The organism is Acidobacteriota bacterium, from assembly GCA_028874215.1.
Classification (GTDB): domain Bacteria; phylum Acidobacteriota; class UBA6911; order RPQK01; family JAJDTT01; genus JAJDTT01.
The window spans coordinates 1-22,493 of sequence record JAPPLF010000041.1; the positions used below are offsets into that span (position 1 = coordinate 1).

Genomic DNA, 22,493 nt, shown 5'->3' on the forward strand with positions numbered 1-22,493 from the left:
GCTCCTACAGCCAGTCATCGTACGGACCCGGCCTGGTCGTCGGAGTCCGGGTCGGTGGTTCCGGTGACCGGCTGCCCCACTCGGCCCCGGCCGCGGCGACTTCCCCATCCCGGTAGCCGGGATCCTTGTCTCCGCAACTATCCGGACCGGTCCGATTCTCGGAAATGTCCGTTCGCAAGTGAACCCAGCATCTCATCCGCGGCTTCCAGTGTCTTCCGGACATCCGCATCGGAGTGGGCGGCCGAGACGAAATTGGCCTCGAACTGGGAGGGCGCCGTGTAGACGCCGCGATCCAGCATCCCGCGGAAAAAGGCGGCGAAACGTTGCAGGTCGCAGGTCTTGGCCTCGGCGAATCCCGTGACCGGTCCCTCCCGGTGAAACGGCGTGAACATGGAGCCGCAACGCTGGACCTGAAGAGGGATCGAGTGGCGGCCGGCCGCCTCCCTCAATCCCCGGCACAGTTCGGACGCTCTCTCCTCCATGGCTTCGTAGGGGCGGTCCCGTTCCAGGATCTCCAGCGTCTTCAGGCCGGCCGCCACGGCAATGGGATTCCCGGAAAGAGTCCCCGCCTGGTAGACGGAGCCCTGGGGAGCCATCATTTCCATGATGTCCTTGCGCCCGCCGTATGCGCCGATGGGCAGCCCGCCGCCCACCACCTTGCCCAGGCAGGTCATGGGAGCCGTCACCGAGAATCGTTCCTGAGCCCCTCCCAGCGCCAGCCGGAACCCGGTGATCACCTCATCGAAGATGACCACCGCGCCGTGAGCCTCACCCAGCTCCAAAACGCCCTGGAGAAAACCCTCATGAGGAAGCAACACTCCCATGTTGGCGGGCACCGGCTCCAGGATGACGGCCGCGATCCGATCGGGATAGGCGCCGAAGGCGGCTTCCAACCGGTCGAGATCGTTGAAGGGAACGGTCAGCGTCTCCCGGGCATAGCCTTCGGGGACTCCGGGGCTGTCGGCCAATCCCAGAGTCAGCACACCGGATCCCGCCTGGACCAGCAGGCCGTCGGAGTGACCGTGGTAGCAGCCGTCGAATTTCACCACCAGGGAACGGCCGGTGTAGGCGCGGGCGAGCCGCAACGCGGTCATGGTGGCCTCGGTGCCCGAGTTGACCAGCCTCACCTTCTCGATGGAGGGAAACAGGCCGCAGATCTTCTCGGCCAGCAGCACCTCTCCCTCGGTGGGCGCTCCGTAGCTGGTCCCCCGCTGCGCCGCTTCGGTCACCGCCTGAACGACTTCGGGCCGGGCATGTCCCAGGATCAGCGGACCCCAGGAGCCCAGGTAGTCCACGTAGCGGTTGCCGTCCATGTCCACCACCTGCGAACCGTTCCCCGACCGCAGGAAGGGAGGACTCCCCCCCACCGCCTTGAAGGCCCGCACCGGACTGTTGACGCCGCCCGGCATGACCTGCCGGGCCCGATCCATCAAGGCATTGCTCTCGGCGTTGGCCTGGAGCCTGCCCGCTTCCGACGAGTCGTTCCGATTTTTCAAGGAGTTCCCCCTGGTTTGTCCTATTCGGTCCAATCGCCGCGTCGAATCCTCTCGGCCACTTCGCACGCGAAATAGGTCAGAATGATGTCGGCTCCCGCTCGCCGGATCGAAAGCAACGTTTCCCTCACGGCCTGGTCCCGGTTCAGCCAACCCTGGGCGAAGGCCGCGCAGAGGGCGCTGTATTCTCCGCTCACCTGGTAGGCGGCCACCGGAACTTCGGACATTCGGCGGACCCGGTGGATGATGTCCAGATAGGGCAGCGCCGGTTTCACCATGACCATGTCGGCCCCTTCCTCCAGATCCAGGCGGACCTCCCGTTCGGCCTCGCGGGCGTTGGCCGGGTCCATCTGGTAGCTCTTCCGGTCACCGAAACTGGGGGCCGACTCGGCCGCTTCCCGGAAAGGTCCGTAGTAGGCGGAGGCGTACTTGGCCGCGTACGAGAGGATCGCCGTCTCCTGGAAACCTTCCGAGTCGAGAGTTTTGCGGATGGCCCCCACCCTGCCGTCCATCATGTCCGACGGGGCCACCAAGTGGGCGCCCGCCCGGGCGTAGGACAGGGCTTCCTGGGAGAGCAGTTCGAGCGTGCCGTCGTTGTCGACGCGGGGAGGATCGTCCAGCAGGCGTCCGCAGTGCCCGTGGTCCGTGTATTCGCAGAGGCAGACGTCCGCGATCAGCAGCAGGTCCTCGACTTTCTCCCTGCCTGCCTGGAGGGCCCGGCAGATGAGCCCGTCCTGGGCGTATCCCGGAGTTCCCAGTGCGTCCTTCTCCGACGGGTCCGGGATTCCGAAGAGCATCACTCCGGCGATCTCCAACTCCTGGACCCGTTCCAACTCCTGGACCAGAACGTCCACCGAGTACCGGAACTGGCCCGGCATGGACGGGATCTCCTCCCGGACGCCCCGCCCCTCGCGAACGAACATGGGATAGATCAACTGTCCCGGCTCGAGACGGGTCTCCCGGACCATGCGGCGCAATCGGGGACTGGTTCGCAGACGGCGGGGGCGGATGGCGAGTGTCATGGGGAGATCCGGCTTCAATCCGACTGCGGTCGGTTATTTGGCATGGCGGTGGAGGGACTCGAACCCCCGACTCGGCGGATATGAGCCGCCTGCTCTGACCACTGAGCTACACCGCCAACGGCGATCGAATATAACTGAACGGACGGCGCTACATCAACGCGGCAGCGGCCATCGAGTCGGCACTGCGGTGGTCTGGCTCAGACGGCGGCCGACGCCACGATGGGCGTTTCTTCCCGGGATTCGTACCACTCCCGGAAGACCATGAGGTTGGGGCGCATCACCGTCGAGATCCGGGCGCTTCCCAGGAAGACGTCCTGGCTCTTGTAGCCGTTCCCGGTGATTCCGACCACCACCGATTCGTCGGGCCGGATCCGGTTCTGGCGGAGAAGCTTGATGGTGACGGCCAGAGTGGTTCCTCCGGCCGGTTCGGTGAAGACGCCCTCGGTCTCCGCCAGCAGCCGAATGGCAGCCAGGATTTCCTCATCCTCCGCCATCTCTCCCCAGCCGCCGGACTGGCGGACGTCCTGCAGCACGTAGGGGCCGTCGGCCGGGTCGCCGATGGCGATGGCCTTGGCCACCGTGTTCGGTTTCTCGGGGTTGATGTAGTCGAGACCCTGATGGAGGGCCCGGATCACCGGCGCGCAACCGGCCGCCTGGGCGCAGTGGATCTTGGTGTGGCCCTCGGCCCAGCCCAGGTGCACCACCTCTTGGAGAGCCTTGGCGACGCGGGGAAGCAGGGTTCCTCCAGCCGTGGGAAGGACCAGGTGGTCGGGAAGCCGCCAACCCAACTGTTCCACGATCTCGAAGCCCATGGTTTTGGCCCCTTCGGTGTAGTAGGGCCTGAGATTGACGTTGACGAATCCCCAGCCGTAGTGGTCGCCGATTTCGGCGCAGAGGCGGTTCACGTCGTCGTAGTTGCCCTCCAGTCCCACGAGTTCGGGCCCATGGATGAGCGAGCCGAGAATCTTGCTCGGTTCCGTCGTTTCGGGAATGAAGATGAGGCAGGGAAGACCGGTCCGGGCGCAGTGGGCCGCCACCGAGTTGCCGAGATTGCCGGTGGACGCACAGGAGAAGACCTCGTATCCCAACTCCCTCCCCCGGCTCAGGGCGATGGAGACGACCCGGTCCTTGTAGGAGAAGCTGGGATGATTGACCGAATCATCCTTGAGATAGAGTTCCTTCAGGCCCAGCCGGCGGGCCAGCCGGTCCGCCCGGATCAGGGGAGTGTAGCCGGAGTGGAATCCGGTCACCGGCGCTCCATCCAACGGCAGCAGCTCCCGGTAGCGCCATAGATTCGGGGGTCGGGTCGCGATCTTGGCGGGATTCAGATTGGCCCCGATCTTCTCGTAGTCGTACAGGACCTCCAAGGGCCCGAAGCACTCGAGACAAATGAAACTCCGATCCGCCGGGTAGCGTTGGTCGCACTCCTTGCAGCCCAGACCCGTCAAGTAACTCATCCTGCTTCCCTTTCCCTTGTCCCGGCAGGACGGATCGCCAAACAACAAAAAAGCCCTTTCCCGCTGAGAAAGGGCTCCCACGCAACCGGGCTTATCTTTCAGACAAGCGGGCGAACCCGTCTGCGGGATTTGGCACCGTACCATTCAAGGGCCGGTTGCCGTGACATCCTAGGGCCCGATCCCTCCGTCACTCTGGATAAGGACAAGAAATGGGATAATAGGTTGGCGTCCACGTTTCTGTCAAGAGCGTCGTTCTATTGGGTAGGAGGCAACCTCCTCTGCCGGCTCCTCTTGGTTCCGGCCGCAGCCGTCTTCGAGCAAAGCGATGGACCTCTTCGTATCGGCAGTCAGGGACACCGTCAAACGGTTTTCGTTGCTGAAGCCGGGTGATTCGGTGCTGTGCGCGGTTTCGGGCGGTCCCGATTCGATGGCGCTGCTCCAGGTCCTCAGGGAACTGAGCCGCGAGTGGCCGCTGTCGCTGTCGGCCCTCCACGTGAATCATGGCCTTCGAGGCGCCGAGTCCGATGCGGACGCAAGCTTCGTCGGAACGCTCTGCCGGCAATTGGAGGTCCCGCTCCACGTCCGGTCGCGCCCGCTGAAGCCGGGGCCGGGTACGAATCTTCAGGATCTGGCCCGAAGGGTCCGCTACCGGTTCCTCTCCGAGACCGCGTCAGCCGCCGGGTCCGTCGTGGCCACCGGGCACAACCTGCAGGATCAGGCCGAGACCTTTCTGTTGAAGCTGGCGCGCGGCGCCGGCCCCACGGGTATGTCGGGGATCTTCCCGGCGCGCGAGATTCTTCCTCACGGGCCGGAAGCGAGCCCGGTCCGCATGGTCCGCCCGTTGCTGGAGAGGGACCGGGAAGAAATACTGGGGTTTCTCGAACGCCGGGGACAGCCCTACCGGGACGATTCCAGCAACCGGAATCTCCGCTACGATCGCAACTGGGTCCGCCACCACCTGATTCCCGACTTGCGCAGGCGCCTGAACCCGGCCCTGATTCCGACCCTGGGACGGACCGCCCGGCTCTGGCAGGAGGTGGCGGAGTTCCTGGAAGACGAGGGGCGCAAGGCCTTCCGGTCGTGCCGGGAGACGCCGTCGATCCGTTCCGGCGAGGTCAGGCTGAGGGTCGCGGCGCTCCTCGATCTGGCGCCGGCCCTCAGGAAAGAGGTGGTCCGGCATGCAGTGAGAACCTGCAAGGGGGATCTCCGGGACCTGGGCCTGGAGCACGTCGACCGGGTACTGGATCTGGTCTCCGGACGAAGCGGGAGACGGGTCCACCTGCCGGGAGAAATTGAGGCCGGCCTCGAATTCGACCACCTGAGACTCGCAAGGAGGGTTCCGCCGGTCCGGTTCAGCCACCGGCTTCCGGTCCCCGGGGAGGTGGCCATTCCGGAAACCGGCCGGCACGTGGTCTGCCGCCGGATGACGGCGCCCGCTGGAGATTCGGGTCAAACTCTGCTTCGTTTTCCAGGGTCCAGCCTGACGGTCCGGAACCGCGTGGCGGGGGACCGGTACCCGGGTCCGGGCGGGAAGAAGCTCAAGCGGCTCTTCCTGCAGCACCGCATCCCCAGGAGCGCCCGGGATTCCCTGGTGGTGGCGGAGGACGATGGCCGCCTGCTCTGGGTGGAGGGTCTTCCCGCGGACCCCAGGGTCCGCGCCTGTCCGGGCGAAAGGGAGGCGGTCCTGATCAAGGTACGTGACGGTCCTCACGCCGGGTCGAGGGAACCCGGCGCGAGTCGGCATCGTGTATAGAGGAGCGCCGCGGGAACGGTGCGGACCATGTTGAAAGAATCGGCGGGCGTGTTCAGACTCGGGACATTCCCCTATAATGGAACAATGTCCGACGTATCTGCGTCTCAGGAGGTCCGGTCTTGAACACTACCGCAAGGAGCATCTTTCTCTGGGTCGTCGTCATCGTGGCGGTGGTCGCTCTCTGGCAGTTCCTCAGCAAAGTCAACACCGGCAACGTGGACCAGCTCAACTATTCTGAGTTCATTCAGACCCTCACCGATGGCAAGATCGAAGAGATCGCCATGACCGGCAACAAGGTGGAGGGGAAGTACCATTCCTCCGCGTCCGACACACTCCGATCCTTCCGCGTCATCATCCCCAAGGGGTCGGAGGAGACCATCGCCAACCTACTGGACGCGAAAGGGGTCGTGGTCGAGGTCAATGAGAGCGAGCAGAGTTCGTGGATCTACGTGATCCTGACCTCCTGGTTTCCCATCATCCTTTTTCTCGCCTTCTGGATCTTCCTCATGCGTCAGATGCAGAGCGGCGGAAACAAGGCCCTGTCATTCGGCAAGAGCCGCGCCCGTCTCTCCACCAGCCAACAGAAGAAGGTGACCTTCAAGGACGTGGCGGGCGTGGAAGAGGCCAAGGAAGAACTTCAGGAGATCATCGACTTTCTCAAGGAGCCGCAGAAGTTCCAGAAATTGGGGGGGCGAATTCCCAAGGGTGTGCTCCTGATGGGACCTCCGGGAACGGGCAAGACCCTGCTGGCGCGGGCCATCGCCGGTGAAGCCAACGTGCCCTTCTTCAGCATCAGCGGTTCCGATTTCGTCGAGATGTTTGTGGGCGTGGGGGCCAGCCGGGTCCGGGACCTCTTCGAACAGGGAAAGAAGAACGCCCCCTGTATCATCTTCATCGACGAGATCGACGCCGTCGGCCGCCACCGGGGCGCCGGGCTGGGCGGCGGGCACGACGAACGGGAGCAGACCCTGAACCAGCTCCTGGTGGAGATGGACGGGTTCGAGTCCAACGAAGGCGTCATCCTGATCGCCGCCACCAACCGGCCGGACGTGCTGGACCCGGCCCTGCTGCGTCCGGGAAGGTTCGACCGCCAAGTGGTGGTCACGCTGCCTGATATCAAGGGCCGCGACGCGATTCTCAAGGTCCATATCCGGAAGACACCGCTGGCCGATGACGTGGACCTCTCGGTGCTGGCCCGGGGAACCCCCGGGTTCTCGGGCGCCCAGTTGGCCAACCTGGTGAACGAGGCCGCCCTCAACGCCGCGCGGCACGACCGCAAGGCCGTCACCATGGAGGACTTCGAGCAGGCCAAGGACAAGGTGCTCATGGGCAAGGAGCGCAAGTCCATGATCATGAACGAGAAGGAAAAGCGGAGCACCGCCTATCACGAGGCCGGGCACGCTCTCGTGGCTTACAAGCTCCCCGACGCCGATCCTCTGCACAAGGTCACCATCATTCCTCGCGGACGGGCCCTGGGCGTCACCATGCAGTTGCCCGAGGAGGACAAGTACAACTACACCAAGGAATACATGGAATCCTCCATCACCATTCTCATGGGCGGACGGGTGGCGGAGCAGATCTTCCTGGAAAGTTGCACCACCGGGGCATCGAACGACCTGGAGCGATCCACCGACCTGGCCCGCAAGATGGTGTGTGAGTGGGGCATGAGCGAGGCCATGGGCCCGCTCACCTTCGGCAAGAAGGAAGAGCAGATCTTCCTGGGCCGGGAGATCGCCCAGCACCAGGACTACAGCGAGCAGACCGCCGTCAAGATCGACAAGGAGGTCGAACGTCTGGTTGTGCGCAGCTACAACGCGGCCCAGGAGATCCTGGAGACCAATCGGACGCCGTTGATCCGGCTGGCGGAGACTTTGTTGGAATTCGAGACTCTGGATGGCGAAGAAGTCGAGGCCGTCATCAAGGGCGAGAAGATCCGCCTTCCCCAGCAGAAGCCGACACCTCCCGCCCCGGTTGAGGCAGCGGAAACTGCCGAGCCGCAGGAGAAGGCCGCTTCGGCTCTGCCTCCCCTGGTGAAACCTGAAGAGCGTCCGGCACCGGCCTGACGCCTTCCGGCCGCTCCCCGTATCAGGAGGTTGCAGGCCGGAGGAGCGCCGGTTCTTTTCTACCGCCGGCAGTGGCGCCAGTCCCATTTTTCTGGCATGCGAGAGAATCGGCCAAAACGCGCAATTGGAGACGTCCGGAAATCTTTCACCCTGAGAGCCCGGGGCAGGAGTCTGGAGTTGGGTCCGGTCACCCGGACCATGGCGGTGATCAACGTCACCCCCGACTCCTTCTCCGACGGCGGCAAGTTCCTCGCTGCCGACCAGGCCGTGGACCGTTGCCTGGAGTTGGCGGCCAAGGGCGCGGACATCCTGGACATCGGCGGCGAGTCCACCCGCCCGGGCGTGTCTCCGGTTTCGGCCGCCCAGGAGTTGGACCGCATTCTGCCGGTGCTGGCGGGAATCCGGGGCCGCACATCCTGTCTCGTTTCCGTCGACACCTACAAGTCGCAGGTGGCGCGGGCGGCCCTGGACGCAGGCGCCCATATCGTCAACAACGTCGGCGCGCTGCAGTTGGACCCGGGTGTGGCGGAGGTTGCGGGCAAGGCCGGCGCCGCCATAGTGCTCATGCACATGCGGGGTACGCCACGCTCCATGCAGACCCTGCCTCCCAGCCGGGACATTCTGAAGGAGATCGAGCAAAATCTGGCCCAGGCGGTGGACCTTGCCGGCAGCTACGGAATCGCTCGTGATAGAATCGTTGTCGATCCCGGAATCGGGTTTGGCAAGACAGTAGAAGACAACCTCAAGGTCCTGAATCGGTTGCCACGGTTGCGCCGGCTCCGGTTGCCAATTCTGGTGGGCACGTCCCGAAAGAGCTTTCTCGGCAAAATCCTCGACATCCCGGTGCAAGAGAGGCTGATTGCCACGGCGGCTTCGGTCGTGATGGCGGTGGTCGGGGGAGCCCACATCGTGAGGGTTCACGATCTCGATGAAATGGTCCACGCGCTCCGAATAGCCGATTCGATTCTGGGCGAAAGGAGAGTCTGCTGAGGTGGACGCGTTCTCCGGTCTTTTCGATCTGGGTGTCCGGGATCTGCTCGACATCCTGGTGGTGACCGTCCTCATCTACCACATCCTGCTTCTGTTCAAGGGCACCCGCGGCTTGCAGATCACGCTGGGGGTCATGGGACTTCTGTTGGTCTACTACCTGGCCCGGACGCTGGAACTGCAGATGGTGGAGACCCTGTTCTCCAATTTCTTCGTCAACTTCATCCTGGCCGCCATCATCATCTATCAGCGGGAGATCCGCCGGGGACTGGCCGCTCTGGGCAGAGGCAGATTCTTCCTGCCGTTGTTCACCTCTGCCCAACGGGCCAACTTGAATGGATTGGTGGCGACGACCGGCCACCTGTCCCGGGACAAGACCGGGGCCTTGATCGTCCTGGAGCGGGAAATCGGGCTCCGCAACTACATCGAGACGGGAATCAAGCTGGACGCCCTGGTCGGAAATGATTTATTGCTGAGTATTTTCAGCCCCGGCTGTCCACTCCACGACGGGGCCGTAATCGTTCAGGCCGACCGCATCGCCGCGGCGGGTTGCTATCTTCCCCTGACCACGAGTCCGGATCTGGGTCGCCGTTGGGGAAGCCGCCACCGCGCCGGCCTCGGGATCTCGGAAGAAACCGACGCCATTTCCATCATTGTTTCCGAGGAGACGGGCAGCGTGTCGGTGGCGTTCCAGGGCAACCTGATCCAGGATCTGGAGGCCCCGAAGCTGCTGGCGCTGCTCCGGGAGTTGATGGGAACTCGCCGGAGTCCATCCACCCAAGCGGTCCAGAGGAGCCCCAAGCCGGCATGATCCGTCTGCGCCAGTGGATCCTGAACAATTTCGGCCTGAAGCTGATCTCTCTTGGCCTCTCCTTCCTGCTCTGGAATCTGTTGGGGGTCAAGGACGAAGTCATTCGAGTGGTGACGGTTCCGGTCCAATTCGTCAACCTGGCGCCCGACCTTGAGATCTCCACCGACTACGAACATGAGGTGGAGGTGACGATTCGCTCCGGGCGGACGATTGCCATCGAGGAAGTGGCGGGCCGAATGTCGGCCGAAATCGATCTCCAGAGCATGGTGGCCGGCAAGGTCCAGATTTCCCTGACCGAACACAACATCAGCAACCGCCCGCTTGGCGTGGACGTCTTGAGCATCGCCCCCAATCCGCTGCAGTTGGAGCTGGAGCAGATCCATCACAAGATGGTGGAGGTTCGGCCTCGGTTGGAGGGTGAGCCGGAGGAAGGGTATGCACTGGTCGAAGTCCGGAGTTCGCCCCCGGAGGTGAGAGTGTCGGGCCTGGAGGCGGTGCTGGCCAAGGTTTCCGCCGTCCCGACCGAAACCGTCGACATTTCCGGCCGCTCCTCCGGTTTCGATGCGGACGTCGACCTGGATTCTCAAGATCCCCGGGTCACGATCGACGGCAGTTCCCCCGTCGTTTTGCAGATCCTGATCGAGGAAAAAAGGCGCGAGCTGACGCTGTCGCGAGTCGCCGTGGAGCTGGAATCTCCGAGGGACGGGACCAGTCTCATGACCCGCTCGTTGAATCTGGTGGTGTCGGTCCCCATCTCCTTCGAGGGAGAGATCTCCAGCAAGGACTTTCGAGCCCGTGTGGCGGCGGACAATCTTGAGCCCAAGCGCCAGCCCCATGAGATTCTTCCCGAGATCGTGGCTGTCTCCGAACGCGAAGATCTGGAGGACGTCTACCGGGTGGAATCGACCCGTCCCGAGCAAGTCCGGATCCGGGTCAGGCGATAGCTGCCCGAATGTCCACTCTCTTCGGGACCGACGGAATTCGAGGGGTGGCGGGCGAACCTCCGCTGGACCCCGCGACCATCTTTCGAATCGGCCGGTGCCTCGCCCTCCAGGGGTGCAGGTCGGTGGTGGTGGGGAGGGACACTCGAGAGAGCGGCCCCTGGATGGAAGAGGCCTTGAGCCGCGGTCTCGCGGCCGCCGGCGCCCGCGTGACCCTCGCCGGAGTGTTGCCGACCCCCGCCGTCTCCATCCTCTGCCGGGATTCGGAATTCGACGCCGGCGTCGTCGTCTCGGCCTCTCATAACGTCTACAGCGACAACGGCCTGAAATTCTTCACGGCGCGGGGGCGGAAGCTGTCGCGGCGTCGCGAGCTGGCGCTTGAGACGCTCATTGCGGCTGACGGTTCAAAGTCCCCCGCGCCGCCTCCTCCCCGTTCGAGTCCGCCGGCGTTGATCCGGACCGAACCCGGCTGTCTCGGGATGTACTCCAGGTTTCTGCGGTCGACCCTGGAAGTGGGGAATCTGAAGCCCCTGAAGCTGATTCTGGATTGCGCTTCCGGAGCCGCATCCCAGGTGGCGGCCCGGCTCTTCAGCAGCCTTGGGGCTCGCGTTACCCTCATCGATGCGCCGCCCGACGGCCGGAACATCAATCGGGACTGCGGGGCGGTCCATCCCCGGCGGATGGCTCGAGCCGTAGTCGAAACGGGGGCCGACTTCGGCGCCGCCTTCGACGGAGACGCCGACCGCGCCATCCTGGCCGATCACCGCGGACGGATCCTGACCGGGGATCACATTATCTATGTTCTGGCCCGGCACCTGTCGGAACGAAACCGCCTGCCCACCCGCCGGGTGGTCGCCACCGTCATGTCCAACCTGGGGCTTGAGGCCGCCCTGGCGGGCCTGGGTGTGAGCCTGGTCCGGACGCAAGTCGGAGACAGAAACGTCCTGGAGTCCATGGTGGAGGGAGGAGACGCTCTGGGTGGCGAGCCTTCGGGTCACATCATTCTCGGAGAGCACTCCCTGGCGGGAGACGGTATCCTGACCACCCTGAAGATGGCTCAGGTGTTGCTTCAGGAACGCCGTTCGCTGGCCCGGTTGAGCGCCGGGCTGCGACTCTGCCCGCAGGTCCTCCGAAGCGTCATCGTGGGAGGGCGGGGGCAGGATCTCCTGGACGACCGGAAGGTCCGCGGCCGCATCGAATCCGTTCAGGAGTCCTTGCAGGGCAGGGGCCGGGTCCTGGTGCGCTGCTCCGGGACCGAACCGGTGGTCAGGATTATGGTTGAAGGAGAGGATCGGGAGCATCTGGAAGAATGCGTGGAAGGAATCGCCGCTCAGATCCGGAGCTCCCTGAAACGGCTGGCGGGAACGCCCGGCACCAGACGGCGGGAGCGATCTTGAGTCCGGATTCGTCCCTGCAACCATCTCCGGCGGCGTCGGGCCCACGGCCTCCCGCGGCTTCACAACTGTTCGAGACCCTGGCCGGGAAAGCGCTCTGCAACCGGCGTCTCGACGGTCTCCGCGGAGCCGATTCGGCCCTGGTGCTGGCGTCCCTCTATCGAAGAGATCCCGGCTCCTATCTCTGGTTGGGCCGGAGCAATCGGGATCTGGAGACGATGGCGGCAAATCTTCGGCTTTTCCTGCCCGCAGAGTGCCGGAATCGGGTCCTGGTTCTTCCCGGGTCCGAAGCGGACCCCTATCGCGGGCTGTCTCCCCACCCCGAGATCGCTGCGGCTCGAGCCGCCGCTCTCTGGAAGATACTCCGCTGGAACCAGGGATTGATCCTGACGACGCTGACCGCCTTGACCCCCCGGCTTCCTTCGCCCCAGACCTTCATGAGCCAGTGTCTCGACCTGGAAACGGGGAGGTTCTTCCCTCCGGATCACCTGACGCGAACCCTGGACCAGGTGGGCTACGTCCGGGAAGAACCGGTCGGCACAGTGGGGGAATACTCGGTGCGTGGCGGCATCGTCGACGTCTTTCCGCCGTCGGGTTCGGCTCCCGTGCGCATCGAATTTTTTGGAGACGAGATCGAATCGATTCGCGAATTCGATCCGAATTCACAGCGGTCGGTGGCGCTGGTGCCCGGTTGCCGCGTGGTCCCCATGAGGGAGCTGTCCGTCACGGCCCGCGACATCTCCCGATGGCACCGTGAAGCTCCGGATCACTGGTCGGAAGTTCGATTCGCGCAGGCCCTGGAGGAACGGCTCCAGTTCACCGCCAACGGCGAGCTCTTCAACGGCTTCGAAGCGCTGTTTCCCCTCGTGGTGCCGACCCGGCATCATCTGCTGGATTTCGTCCGGGCGGAGGGCCGATCCTCCCCGACGCTGGTCCTCTCCGACTGGGATGAACTCCGGGATGAGCACACGAAGATTCGGGAACGGTGGGAGGAGAGCTATCGGGAACGGACGGAAGACGGAGACCTCGCTCTGCCGCCGGACCGGCTGTACTGGTCCGCGGAGGTGGTGGAGAGCTGGACGAAGAAATGCCCGTCCTTTTTTCTGAGCCGGCTTTTTCAAGGCCGGGAAGCGGTGGAACGTTTCGATTTCCGAAGCGAACGGCAGTATTCGGGTCAGCTTCGCGCGTTGTTTTCCGACCTCGAGGAATGGACCAGGCGGGAACGGGTCGTCTTCGTGATGAAGACGCCGGGAATGGTCGACCGATTGGTGGATATCTTTCGCGAATACGATATCCACCTGCATCGTGCTTCCGGGTTCGACAGCGCCCTGGATCACGGGACCGCCGTCATCCAGGGACGGCTTTCGCAAGGGTTCCACTCGCCCGGCCTGGGTCTGCACCTGTTGGGCGAGGAGAACCTCTTCGCCGAGAGCCTCCGGCCCCCGGCGCCGCCCCGGACCAAACCGGACCCCGCCGCCGCCTTTCTGTCCGATTTCCGGGATCTGAAGTCGGGCGACTACGTGGTTCACGTCGATCATGGAATCGGACTCTTCCAGGGACTCCGGTCGCTGGGTGTCGGCGGCGACAGCCGGGAGTTCCTGGTGGTCAGCTTCCGGGGGGACGACAAGCTTTACGTCCCGGCGGATCGGTTGGACCAAATTCAGAAATACAGCAGTTCCGGAGATTCCCGGCCGCGGTTGGATCGACTGGGGGGCGCCTCCTGGGACAAGACCAAGAAGCGGATCAAGAAGTCCATGCGGAGCATGGCCCAGGATCTGCTCAAGTTGTACGCGCAGCGGGAGGTGGCCCGGGGGCATGTCTTTCCGGAGGACGACGCCCTGGTCAGGGAGTTCGAGGCGGCTTTCCCGTATGAGGAAACCCCCGACCAGGCCGACGCCATCGAGGCCGTCAAGAAGGACATGATGGCGCCGCGTCCCATGGACCGCCTGGTCTGCGGAGACGTGGGATACGGCAAGACCGAAGTGGCCATGAGAGCCGCCTTCCGGGCGGTCAACGACAGCAAGCAGGTGGCCGTTCTGACCCCCACGACGGTCCTGGCGCTGCAGCACTACAACACCTTTCGCGAGCGCTTCCAGGGGTTCCCCGTCTCCATCGAGATGATCAGCCGCCTTCGCAACCGCAGCCAGCAACGGGGGATCCTCCGGAACACGGAATCGGGAAAGACCGACGTTCTCATCGGAACCCACCGGCTCCTCTCGCGGGACGTCCGGTTCCGGGACCTGGGGCTCATCGTGGTGGACGAGGAACAACGGTTCGGAGTCGCCCAGAAGGAACGGCTCAAGCGCCTGAAGACCCGGGTGGACGTGCTCAATCTGTCGGCAACGCCGATTCCCCGCACCCTGAGCATGTCGCTGACGGGCGTCCGCGACCTCTCCATCATCGAGACGCCCCCCAAGGACCGCCTGGCCATTCAGACCGCCGTGGTCAGGTTCAGCCGGTCGTTGATTCGCACCGCCATCGACCTGGAGCTGAAGCGCCAGGGACAGGTTTTCCTGGTCCACAACTCGGTGGAGACCATTTACAGCATCGCGCGCATGATCCAGGACACGGTGCCCGAAGCTCGCGTCGCGGTTGGACACGGCCAGATGAGGGAGACCCAGTTGGAGAAGGTCATGCTGGATTTCCTCGACTATCGCTACGACGTGCTGGTCGCCACCACCATTATCGAAAACGGTCTGGACATCCCGCGGGCCAATACTCTCCTGGTGAACCGGGCCCACCGGTTCGGACTCGCCCAGCTCTACCAGCTCAGGGGCCGGGTGGGCCGGTCCAATCGCAGGGCCTACGCCTATCTGCTGATTCCCTCGGAGGAGACTCTGAGCACCGACGCCGCCAAACGCCTTGCGGCAATTCGGGAATTCAGCGATCTGGGTTCCGGATTTCGCATCGCCGCCATGGATCTGGAGATCCGCGGATCGGGCAATCTACTGGGACAGGAACAACATGGGCACATCAATGCCGTCGGCTTCGAGCTCTACCTGAAGCTGCTGCAGGAGGCGATCCGGGAGTTGAAGGGAGAGGAGACGGCGGAGGAGATCCAAATCAGCATCGACCTCGGCCTGGACATCCACATTCCGCAACATTACATCGCCGATCCGAGTCAGCGCCTCTGGCTCTACAAGCGGCTGAGTATTCTCTCGAGCCGGAGATCTCTGGAAAACCTGAAGGAGGAGGTCGAGGACCGGTTCGGAAAGTACCCGCGTTCCGTCTCCAATCTTTTCGAGTACGGAGCATTGCGGCTGGGGGCGAGTCGTTTGAGAATCAGTTCCATCGAACTCAGCGGGGGGCGGATTTCCCTCAGGTTCAGGGATGACACGCCGGTGTCTCCTCACGACGTCGTCGCTCTGGTCCAAGGGAGAACCGATCTCACCCTGGCGCAAGGCGGGGTTCTCAATGTTCGAGTGCCGTCTTCCGATCCCGCGACCCTCTTCACTTGCGTCGGCGACGTGCTCGAGCGCATCGGCGAGAGGATCGGGAGCCGGGGAATCAAGAGTCCGGAGTGACGAAAGGGGCGTGATCCTGCCGGGCTCTGAGCCGGCGGATTCTGCGCGGTCAGGCGGCCCGGCCCGGCGATATCGTGTGTGGGCTGATAGAATGGGCAGCGATGCTCGCGAGTCTGAAAGCGATTCACGCCGGTGGGACGCTGGGCAGGGGTTGGATCGGGACGGCGCTGCTGCTGCATCTGGGCTGGGCCGCCTGCGGGCTTCCGGCCGGAGACGCCCGATCGCCCGAACGGGAGACTCTGGTGGCGGAATTGGACGCGGAGCAGATCACGCTTCGAGAATTCGAAGCCTACTTGGCGACGGAGCCGGACTCGGGACAGGTCCCGCCTCGGAAAAGCCGGTTTCGCGACTTTGTGGTGGAAAAAATACTTCTGCGCCAGGCTCAGGCTGACGGCATCAGCGTTGCCGACGAGGAACTGGAGGAGCAGATGGGGAATCTCCAGATCGAAGCGGGAGACGCTGAATTCTCCGAACGCTTGCGCCGATTCCTCACATTTCACAAGTTGCTGAAGCTGAAGGTGCAGGACCAGGTGGAAGTGACTCCGTCCGACGTTCGCGACTTCTACGGGAGCCAACACGAACAGTTTCGGGTGGGTGACTCGGGACGGGTCCTGGAGATCCTGGTCGCCGACCGGGCCCGAGCCCGGGAGATTCGAGGAATGCTGGAGCCGGGAGACGTCCGGCAGTTCCAGGAGGTGGCCCGATTGCACTCCGAGGGCCTGACCGCAGAAACCGGCGGAGTCCTGGGGACCTTCGAGCGGGGTCAATTGCCGAGCGAGTTCGAAAAAGTCATCTTGTCACTCGAGCCGGGTGAGATCAGTGACGTGTTTCGATCCCGGCATGGGTACCACCTCTTCATGGTGGAGGAATGGATACGGCGGCACCACAAGCGCCTCTACCTTGTCCAAGAGGGGATCTTCTCAACTTTGATTGCACAGCAGGAGAGCGCCGCAGTGGATTCCTACATCGAGGGTCTGCTGGCCGGGGCCTCGCTCCGGATCTACGACAGGGAGCTCGACTTCCGGGAGAGCGATGATCATGTTTCCGCAACGAATTAGAGTGATTACGGTCGCTGGGGTCCTGCTGTTCGGTCCCCTCCACGGACAAGACCAGGGAGTGTCGGGAGATCCGCCCCGGCCGCCGCAGCGGAAGCAACAGGCGCCGCCTCCCGAGCCGGTTCTCCTGGACGAGATCGTGGCCCGCGTCAACGACCAGATCATCACCCGCAGGGACCTGGACCACGAGCTGTACGTCATCCAGTCCGAAGTCCGGAGCCGGATACAGGATCGGGAAAAGGCCATGCGGTTCTGGCAGACGCAAAGGCGGACGGTGCTGCGTGAAATGATCGACACCCGGCTGCTCCTGCAGAAGGCCGAGGAACTGGGCGTGGCCCCCAATGTGGACGATCACGTCTCGGCCCAGCTCGAAAATATGCGCAAGCAGAGTGGCATTCCCAGCCTGGAAGCCATGGATCAGGCCATGCGCCGGCAAGGCATGAGCCTCGCTCAAATGCGGGAGAAGCTGAGGCAGAGAGCCATCCAGGAACGCCTGTTGGGGATCATGGTCTATTCCCGGGTCACGCTGCTGACGCCGGAGATCCACGAGTACTACGACCAGAACCGCGAGCAGTACACCGAGCCCGAGGAGGTGGAGTTGGCCGAGGTCCTGTTTCTCACCGAGGGCAAGGAGAAGGAGCAGGTCCGTTCCAAGGCTCAGGGGGTCCTGGACCGGCTGAAGGCGGGCGGCTCGTTCGAGGATTTGGCCAAGGAGCACTCGGAGGGCCCCACCGCCAATCGGGGAGGGTCCATCGGGGCCTTCAAGCGGGGGTCCATGCAGGCGGTTCAGGAAGCCGCCGTATCCAAGTTGAAGGAGGGGGAACACAGTGGCCTGATCGAGGCCGACTACGGTTTCCAGATCCTCAGGCTGTTGAAGCGGAAACCTGCCCGGCAGTTGGAGCTGGAAACGGTACGGAGCCACATTGAACAACAGCTCTTCACGAAGAAGGCCGCGCCTCAGCTCAAGAAGTACGTGGATAGCCTTCGGGAGGAGAGCTTCATCTACGTCGATCCCAGTTACCAGAAGGATTTCGACGTGGAAGAACTGGGACTGACGGCGATCGAATTTTAAGTCTTTGTAACCCCGCGTTCATCACGCCTGCCGGCGGCGTCCGCCGCCCGTCCCGGCCGCTCTCGAACTCAGAGCCCCGCCCGCTTCTCCGCTCTCCGTTTGAACACCCACGAGATGACGATGCTCACCAGGTAGAGCAGGACCATGGGCCCGCTCCAGAGGAACAGGTTGATGGCGTCCGTGGTGGGAGACACCACGGCCGCGACCATGACCATGAGGAGGAAGGCGTAGCGGAAGTTCCTCCAGAGAAAGCCGGGAGTGATGAGTCCGAACATGGAGAGGAAGGCCACGATCACCGGAAGCTGAAAGATGGCGCCCATGCCCAGAATGATGATCACCTCGAAATTGAAGTACTCGATGGCGGTGACCATGGGTTGGAAGGCTGCGCCGAACTGGTTGATCAGAAAATCCAGCGCCGTGGGGAGGATGATGTAGTAGGCGAAAGTGCCGCCCAGCAGGACCAGCGCCGTCGACGAGACCAGGAAGGGGATGATGTAGCGCTTCTCCCGCTGGTACAGGCCCGGAGCGATGAAGAGCCAGACCTGCGAGAGGATGGCCGGAGCGGCCAGGAAAACGGCCGCGACGAAGCAAACCTTCAGGTAGATCGTGAACGGTTCCGTCGGCTTGATATAGGTCAACTTCTCGATGCCGGCGTTCTTGATGGGTACGGACAGGAATTCGAAGATGGGCTCGCGGAAAACCCAGCAGCCGATGAAAGCGACCGCGACGGAGATCGCGCTCCAGAGGATGCGCTTTCGAAGCTCGTCCAGGTGCTCCAGAAAGGTCATCTTGGCGCCCAGCTCCTCCTCGTCGGGAGAATCCGGGTCGTCTTCGGCCTCTGCTGAGGCTACCGGCGCGGGAGGATCGGATGGAGGCGGGGAGGAACCGGAAGCGGGAACGATCTCCTGCCCGGCGTCTTCGGCCGCTTGAGTCTCGGACGCGCTTGGGTCTTGGGGAGGAGCGGAACCCGGGGAGTCATTCATGAAAGACGGTCGATTGGCTGAGCGGGAGCCACCGGGAGTCGATCATGACGATTCGATATCTCGCTGGATCTTCTTCAACTCTTCGCTCTCGGCTCGAACCTCGTCTTCCCAGGTTCGCTTCAACTCGTTGGAAGCCCGCTTGAATTCGGCCAGGCTCTTGCCCAGAGACTTCCCCAGATCGGGAAGCTTCCGAGGGCCAAAGATCACAAGAGCGATGATGAAGATGATCACCACTTCCTGAAAGCCCAGATTCCACATAGTTGCCTCGTCTCGCTGAAGGAAAATAGTAAGTCACCGCGTCAAATCAAGTCAACCGGCAAGGACCCGCGCAGGCGCCGGGACCGCCGTCATGAAGCCGTCCCGGGATGCGGACCGGGTCGGCGGCCGCGGCGACTTTTGCCACGGACACTAAATGTTATACTGCCCGGCAACCAGCGCCATTCGGCGGTCTTGGGAAGATCTGGACGGAAAGGGCTCGCAAACTTGGACTACTCTGGAGACCGGTCGAACAAGGGGCTGGGTATTTTTCTGGTCCTGGCGATCCTGGTCGTCACCCTCCTCGGTGGCTGGCTGGGAGAGAAGGTCAGCGCCGGCGCACCGCTCGAAGAAGATACCCACAGGCTGCTGAAGGCCTTCACGGCCACATTGGATCGTATCCACTCGGACTACGCCCGCGAGGTGGATGGGGACCGCCTGATCGAGAGTTCCATTCGCGGTCTTCTGCGATCCCTCGATCCCCACAGTTCGTTTTTCTCCCGGGCCGACTACAGCAAGCTCCAGGAAGAACAGAAGGGCAAATACTACGGGCTGGGGATCAGCATCAAGGCGGAATCCCCGGGGAGCGGACGCGTGGTGGTGGAAAAACCTCCCTCCGTCGGCACGCCGGCCTACAGGGCGGGCATCCAGGTCGGCGACGTGATCTCCAAGATCCGAGGCGAATCGATCGAGGACTGGGACCTTCTGGAAGAGGTCATCCCCAACCTGAAGGGGCCCAAGGGGACCACGGTCCAGATCACCATCGAGCGTCCCGGAGTCCCGGAACCGATCGAAATGACCGTGGAACGGGACGAGATCCCCATGTACACGATCGAGTTTGCGTTCTACCTCCCGAACGAGATCGGCTATGTGAAGATCAAGAAGTTCTCCGAGACCACGGGTGAGGAACTGAACGAAGCGCTGAAGCGGCTGGACGAATCCAGGCTCCAGGCCTTGATCCTGGATCTGCGCGACAATCCCGGCGGCGCCCTCAACCAGGCGATCCAGGTTGCCGACCGGTTTCTCTCCAAGGGACAACTGGTGGTCCGGACTCGAATGCGAAAGGGAAGAGGCCACGAGTACGTGGCGCCCAAGGGTCGCGATCATGTCTATCCCATGGTCGTCCTCATCGACCGCAACAGCGCCAGCGCCAGCGAAATCGTGGCCGGCGCGCTCCAGGACCACGACCGCGCCCTGATCGTGGGCGAGACCAGCTTCGGCAAGGCCCTGGTCCAGACCATCTATCCATTGGAGCAGAACCGGGGCCTGGCCCTGACCACCGGCAAGTACTACACCCCGAGCGACCGGCTCATCCAGCGCAGCTATTCGGACAGCTTTTACGAGTACTTTTCGGGCCGGCGCGATAGTTCTTCGTCGGAACGGACCGAGCACAAGACCGACAGCGGGAGGCCCGTCTACGGTGGAGGCGGCATCACTCCGGATGAGGAGGTTTCCCGGCCGGCGCATCCCAAGATCGTGCGTCAACTGGGCCTCAAGGGCATTTTCCGTCAGTTCGTGGAAAAGCTGTCCCAGGGGGATCTCGATCCCAAATATCGTTTCCCCAGGCAGTTGGAACGCTGGAACGATCTTGCGGAAGCGGAGAAAGACCGGCTTCGGCAGCAGCACCGGGTGACCGACAAGATTCTCAACCGTTTCCGGCAATATCTCGACGACGAGAAGATCGTCTACAATCACGCCGATTTCGACGACAACCGGCAACTGATCAAGACCCTTCTGGAACAGCAGCTCATGACTCGGGTTCTGAGTGAGGAAGAAGGCCAGAGGGTCCGATTGAGCATCGACAAGATGCTGCGAAGGGCCATCGAGCTCCTTCCCCGGGCGAAATCTCTCTTCGACAACGTCGTCGCCCTCAAGCAGAGCGATACCTAGAGATCGAAATGGCTCGGCCGGAAGCTGGAACAGACCGGGAATGGTTTTCTGCGCGGAGTTTTGAGCCCTCCCTCCGGCAGGGGCGCGCATTTCGACGATACTTGATCCGGAACGTTGCTGCCCTGGCCGCCGTGGCCCTGCTTTCCGGCTGTAGTTCCCAGCGTCGAGTCACCCTTCCCGATCCCACCGGCAGTTCACCGGTAGCCGCAGATCGCCCGGCCGCCCATACCGCAGACGAGGCGCCGGAGCCGGATCCGGAGATCCAACGGAAGCTGGCCGAGAATCGCGTGAGGGAGCGGATCCAGTCTTCCAGGGAGCTCTACCGGGAGGGAGAGTCGCTGTTCAACCAGGGCCAGCGGGACGGCGGCGGCTACTTCGAGAGAGCGCTGGATCAACTGCGCGAGCCCGCCGCGTTGCCCCTTCTGAACGGTCAATTGGAACAGGCGTATTTCTCACTGTTGGGCAGGATCGAGGATCTGCGGCTGGATGACCTGGACAGCGTCCCGGATGAGGACAGTTCCCTCGAATGGCTGGCCAACCGCAACGTCTTCACCATTCGGGTGGACCCGAAGTTGAAGCATCTGGCCAGCGAGGACCTGCTCACGTCGCAATTCGACGTCCCCGTGGTGCTCAATGAACGCGTGCTCCGATTCCTGACCTACTACCGGACGCGCGGCCGGGTTTTCATGGAGCGGGGGCTGCAGCGATCGGGCCGTTACCTGGAAATGTTCAAGGCGGTGTTCCGCCAAGAGGGGGTCCCCCTGGATCTGGTCTACCTGGCCCACATCGAGAGCCTCTTCCGGCCCCAAGCGCTCTCAAGGGCGCGGGCGAAAGGCATCTGGCAGTTCATTCGGGGAACCGGACGCCTGTACGGCCTCAGGCAGGACTGGTGGATCGACGAACGTTCCGACATCCTGAAATCCACCGTTGCCGCCGCCCGGTATCTGAAACACCTCTACGGCGAGTTCGGGGACTGGTATCTGGCCATGGCCGGATACAACTGCGGTCCCCGGAGAATCGAGCGCAATCTGCGGCGCCACGGGCGCATCGACTACTGGGAGATGGCCCGACGCCGCCTTCTGCCCCGGGAGACCAGGAATTACGTGCCCTCCTACCTGGCGGCCACCATCATTTTCAAGAATCCGGCCCGGTACGGCTTCCACGTCGAACGTGACCCGGAGCTGAGATTCGAAATGGTTCCCATGGAGCACCAGGTGGATCTGGATACGCTGGCCGAACTCATAGAGGTCCCGGCTCAACTGCTGGACGACCTCAATCCGGAGCTGAGGAGGCGAGTGACCCCCCACAAGCTCCCTGGCTATCGGATGAAGGTGCCGGTCGGCATGGGAGCGATGGTTCAGGAAAAGGTGGCCCAGCTTCCACCCGAGAAAAGGATCCGGCTTGGCCACCACCAGGTCCGCAAGGGAGAGACGCTGTCGCTGATCGCCCGCCGTTACTCCACGTCGATTCAGGCCATCGCTCAGGCCAATCGGCTCCGCAACATCCATCGGCTCCGGATCGGACAGGAGCTGGCCATTCCACTGTTCCCTTCCGCCAAGACCGGCGCGGCTCGGAGAGGGGGTTCGGCGGTCCGCCGTTCCAATTCGTCGGGGCCGCACGTCGTCAGCCGTGGCGACACGCTCTACGCCATCGCCCGCGCTTATGGCGTGAAACTCAAGGACCTGCTCCGCTGGAACAATCTGAGTCCGAGGCAGCGGATCTTTCCGGGTCAGAAGATCCTGGTTTCGCCGTAGGTAGGAGGCGGTTTTCCTACCGCCCCGGGTTTGCTTACC

Annotated in this window: 16 protein-coding genes, 1 tRNA gene and 1 riboswitch; of the genes, 11 read left to right on the forward strand and 6 right to left on the reverse strand. The window is 63.3% G+C overall.

Annotation, left to right across the window (positions count from 1 at the left end):
- Nucleotides 1–137 precede the first annotated feature (137 nt).
- The 4 genes from hemL to thrC all read right to left on the reverse strand — a co-directional run bounded on the left by hemL (nucleotide 138) and on the right by thrC (nucleotide 3,972).
- Nucleotides 138–1,496 (reverse strand): glutamate-1-semialdehyde 2,1-aminomutase, encoded by a 1,359-nt coding sequence (gene hemL / locus OXT71_07365; GenBank protein ID MDE2926198.1) that lies wholly within the window; start codon nucleotides 1,494–1,496, stop codon nucleotides 138–140.
- 20 nt (nucleotides 1,497–1,516) lie between these two features.
- Nucleotides 1,517–2,515 carry a porphobilinogen synthase gene (gene hemB / locus OXT71_07370; GenBank protein MDE2926199.1) on the reverse strand — a complete coding sequence of 333 codons (999 nt, stop codon included), beginning with the start codon at nucleotides 2,513–2,515 and terminating at the stop codon, nucleotides 1,517–1,519.
- 43 nt (nucleotides 2,516–2,558) lie between these two features.
- Nucleotides 2,559–2,631, reverse strand: a tRNA-Met gene (locus tag OXT71_07375).
- 81 nt (nucleotides 2,632–2,712) lie between these two features.
- On the reverse strand, nucleotides 2,713–3,972 hold the full coding sequence (thrC, locus tag OXT71_07380) for a threonine synthase (protein MDE2926200.1): 1,260 nt from the start codon (nucleotides 3,970–3,972) through the stop codon (nucleotides 2,713–2,715).
- Nucleotides 3,973–4,060: 88 nt separating this feature from the next.
- A riboswitch (SAM riboswitch) is annotated at nucleotides 4,061–4,175 on the reverse strand.
- Nucleotides 4,176–4,297: 122 nt separating this feature from the next.
- On the opposite strand from thrC, the gene tilS reads away from it, so the two are divergent.
- The 9 genes from tilS to OXT71_07425 all read left to right on the forward strand — a co-directional run bounded on the left by tilS (nucleotide 4,298) and on the right by OXT71_07425 (nucleotide 17,572).
- The gene (gene tilS / locus OXT71_07385; GenBank protein ID MDE2926201.1) at nucleotides 4,298–5,725 is read left to right on the forward strand and encodes a tRNA lysidine(34) synthetase TilS; all 1,428 of its coding nucleotides are present in this window, start codon (nucleotides 4,298–4,300) and stop codon (nucleotides 5,723–5,725) included.
- Nucleotides 5,726–5,844: 119 nt separating this feature from the next.
- Nucleotides 5,845–7,788, forward strand: a complete 1,944-nt coding sequence (gene ftsH / locus OXT71_07390) for an ATP-dependent zinc metalloprotease FtsH (GenBank protein MDE2926202.1) — start codon at nucleotides 5,845–5,847, stop codon at nucleotides 7,786–7,788.
- A gap of 177 nt (nucleotides 7,789–7,965) precedes the next feature.
- Nucleotides 7,966–8,778: a dihydropteroate synthase gene (gene folP, locus OXT71_07395; GenBank protein MDE2926203.1), complete on the forward strand. Its 813-nt coding sequence runs from the start codon at nucleotides 7,966–7,968 to the stop codon at nucleotides 8,776–8,778.
- A 1-nt stretch (nucleotide 8,779) separates the two neighbouring features.
- A complete protein-coding gene (gene cdaA, locus OXT71_07400) occupies nucleotides 8,780–9,586 on the forward strand; it encodes a diadenylate cyclase CdaA (GenBank protein MDE2926204.1) in 807 nt (268 codons plus the stop codon).
- Nucleotides 9,583–10,530: a CdaR family protein gene (locus tag OXT71_07405; protein MDE2926205.1), complete on the forward strand. Its 948-nt coding sequence runs from the start codon at nucleotides 9,583–9,585 to the stop codon at nucleotides 10,528–10,530. Before cdaA ends, OXT71_07405 begins: the two co-directional genes overlap by 4 nt.
- 8 nt (nucleotides 10,531–10,538) lie before the next feature.
- The gene (gene glmM / locus OXT71_07410; GenBank protein ID MDE2926206.1) at nucleotides 10,539–11,924 is read left to right on the forward strand and encodes a phosphoglucosamine mutase; all 1,386 of its coding nucleotides are present in this window, start codon (nucleotides 10,539–10,541) and stop codon (nucleotides 11,922–11,924) included.
- Complete coding sequence (mfd, locus tag OXT71_07415; GenBank protein MDE2926207.1) at nucleotides 11,921–15,445, forward strand: transcription-repair coupling factor; 3,525 nt, start codon at nucleotides 11,921–11,923, stop codon at nucleotides 15,443–15,445. The genes glmM and mfd overlap by 4 nt, the downstream gene beginning before the upstream one ends.
- A gap of 101 nt (nucleotides 15,446–15,546) precedes the next feature.
- The gene (locus OXT71_07420) at nucleotides 15,547–16,503 is read left to right on the forward strand and encodes a peptidylprolyl isomerase (GenBank protein MDE2926208.1); all 957 of its coding nucleotides are present in this window, start codon (nucleotides 15,547–15,549) and stop codon (nucleotides 16,501–16,503) included.
- Nucleotides 16,484–17,572, forward strand: coding sequence for a peptidylprolyl isomerase (locus OXT71_07425; GenBank protein ID MDE2926209.1), 1,089 nt, complete (start codon nucleotides 16,484–16,486; stop codon nucleotides 17,570–17,572). Before OXT71_07420 ends, OXT71_07425 begins: the two co-directional genes overlap by 20 nt.
- A gap of 68 nt (nucleotides 17,573–17,640) precedes the next feature.
- Here the strand turns inward: OXT71_07425 and tatC are convergent, their stop codons facing one another.
- Together tatC and tatA are read right to left on the reverse strand one after the other, a co-directional pair.
- On the reverse strand, nucleotides 17,641–18,555 hold the full coding sequence (tatC, locus tag OXT71_07430; GenBank protein ID MDE2926210.1) for a twin-arginine translocase subunit TatC: 915 nt from the start codon (nucleotides 18,553–18,555) through the stop codon (nucleotides 17,641–17,643).
- Between the two features lie 42 nt (nucleotides 18,556–18,597).
- A complete protein-coding gene (gene tatA / locus OXT71_07435; GenBank protein ID MDE2926211.1) occupies nucleotides 18,598–18,813 on the reverse strand; it encodes a twin-arginine translocase TatA/TatE family subunit in 216 nt (71 codons plus the stop codon).
- A 225-nt stretch (nucleotides 18,814–19,038) separates the two neighbouring features.
- On the opposite strand from tatA, the gene OXT71_07440 reads away from it, so the two are divergent.
- A complete protein-coding gene (locus tag OXT71_07440; GenBank protein ID MDE2926212.1) occupies nucleotides 19,039–20,700 on the forward strand; it encodes a S41 family peptidase in 1,662 nt (553 codons plus the stop codon).
- A 101-nt stretch (nucleotides 20,701–20,801) separates the two neighbouring features.
- A complete protein-coding gene (locus tag OXT71_07445; GenBank protein ID MDE2926213.1) occupies nucleotides 20,802–22,454 on the forward strand; it encodes a LysM peptidoglycan-binding domain-containing protein in 1,653 nt (550 codons plus the stop codon).
- The last annotated feature ends 39 nt before the right edge of the window (nucleotides 22,455–22,493 follow it).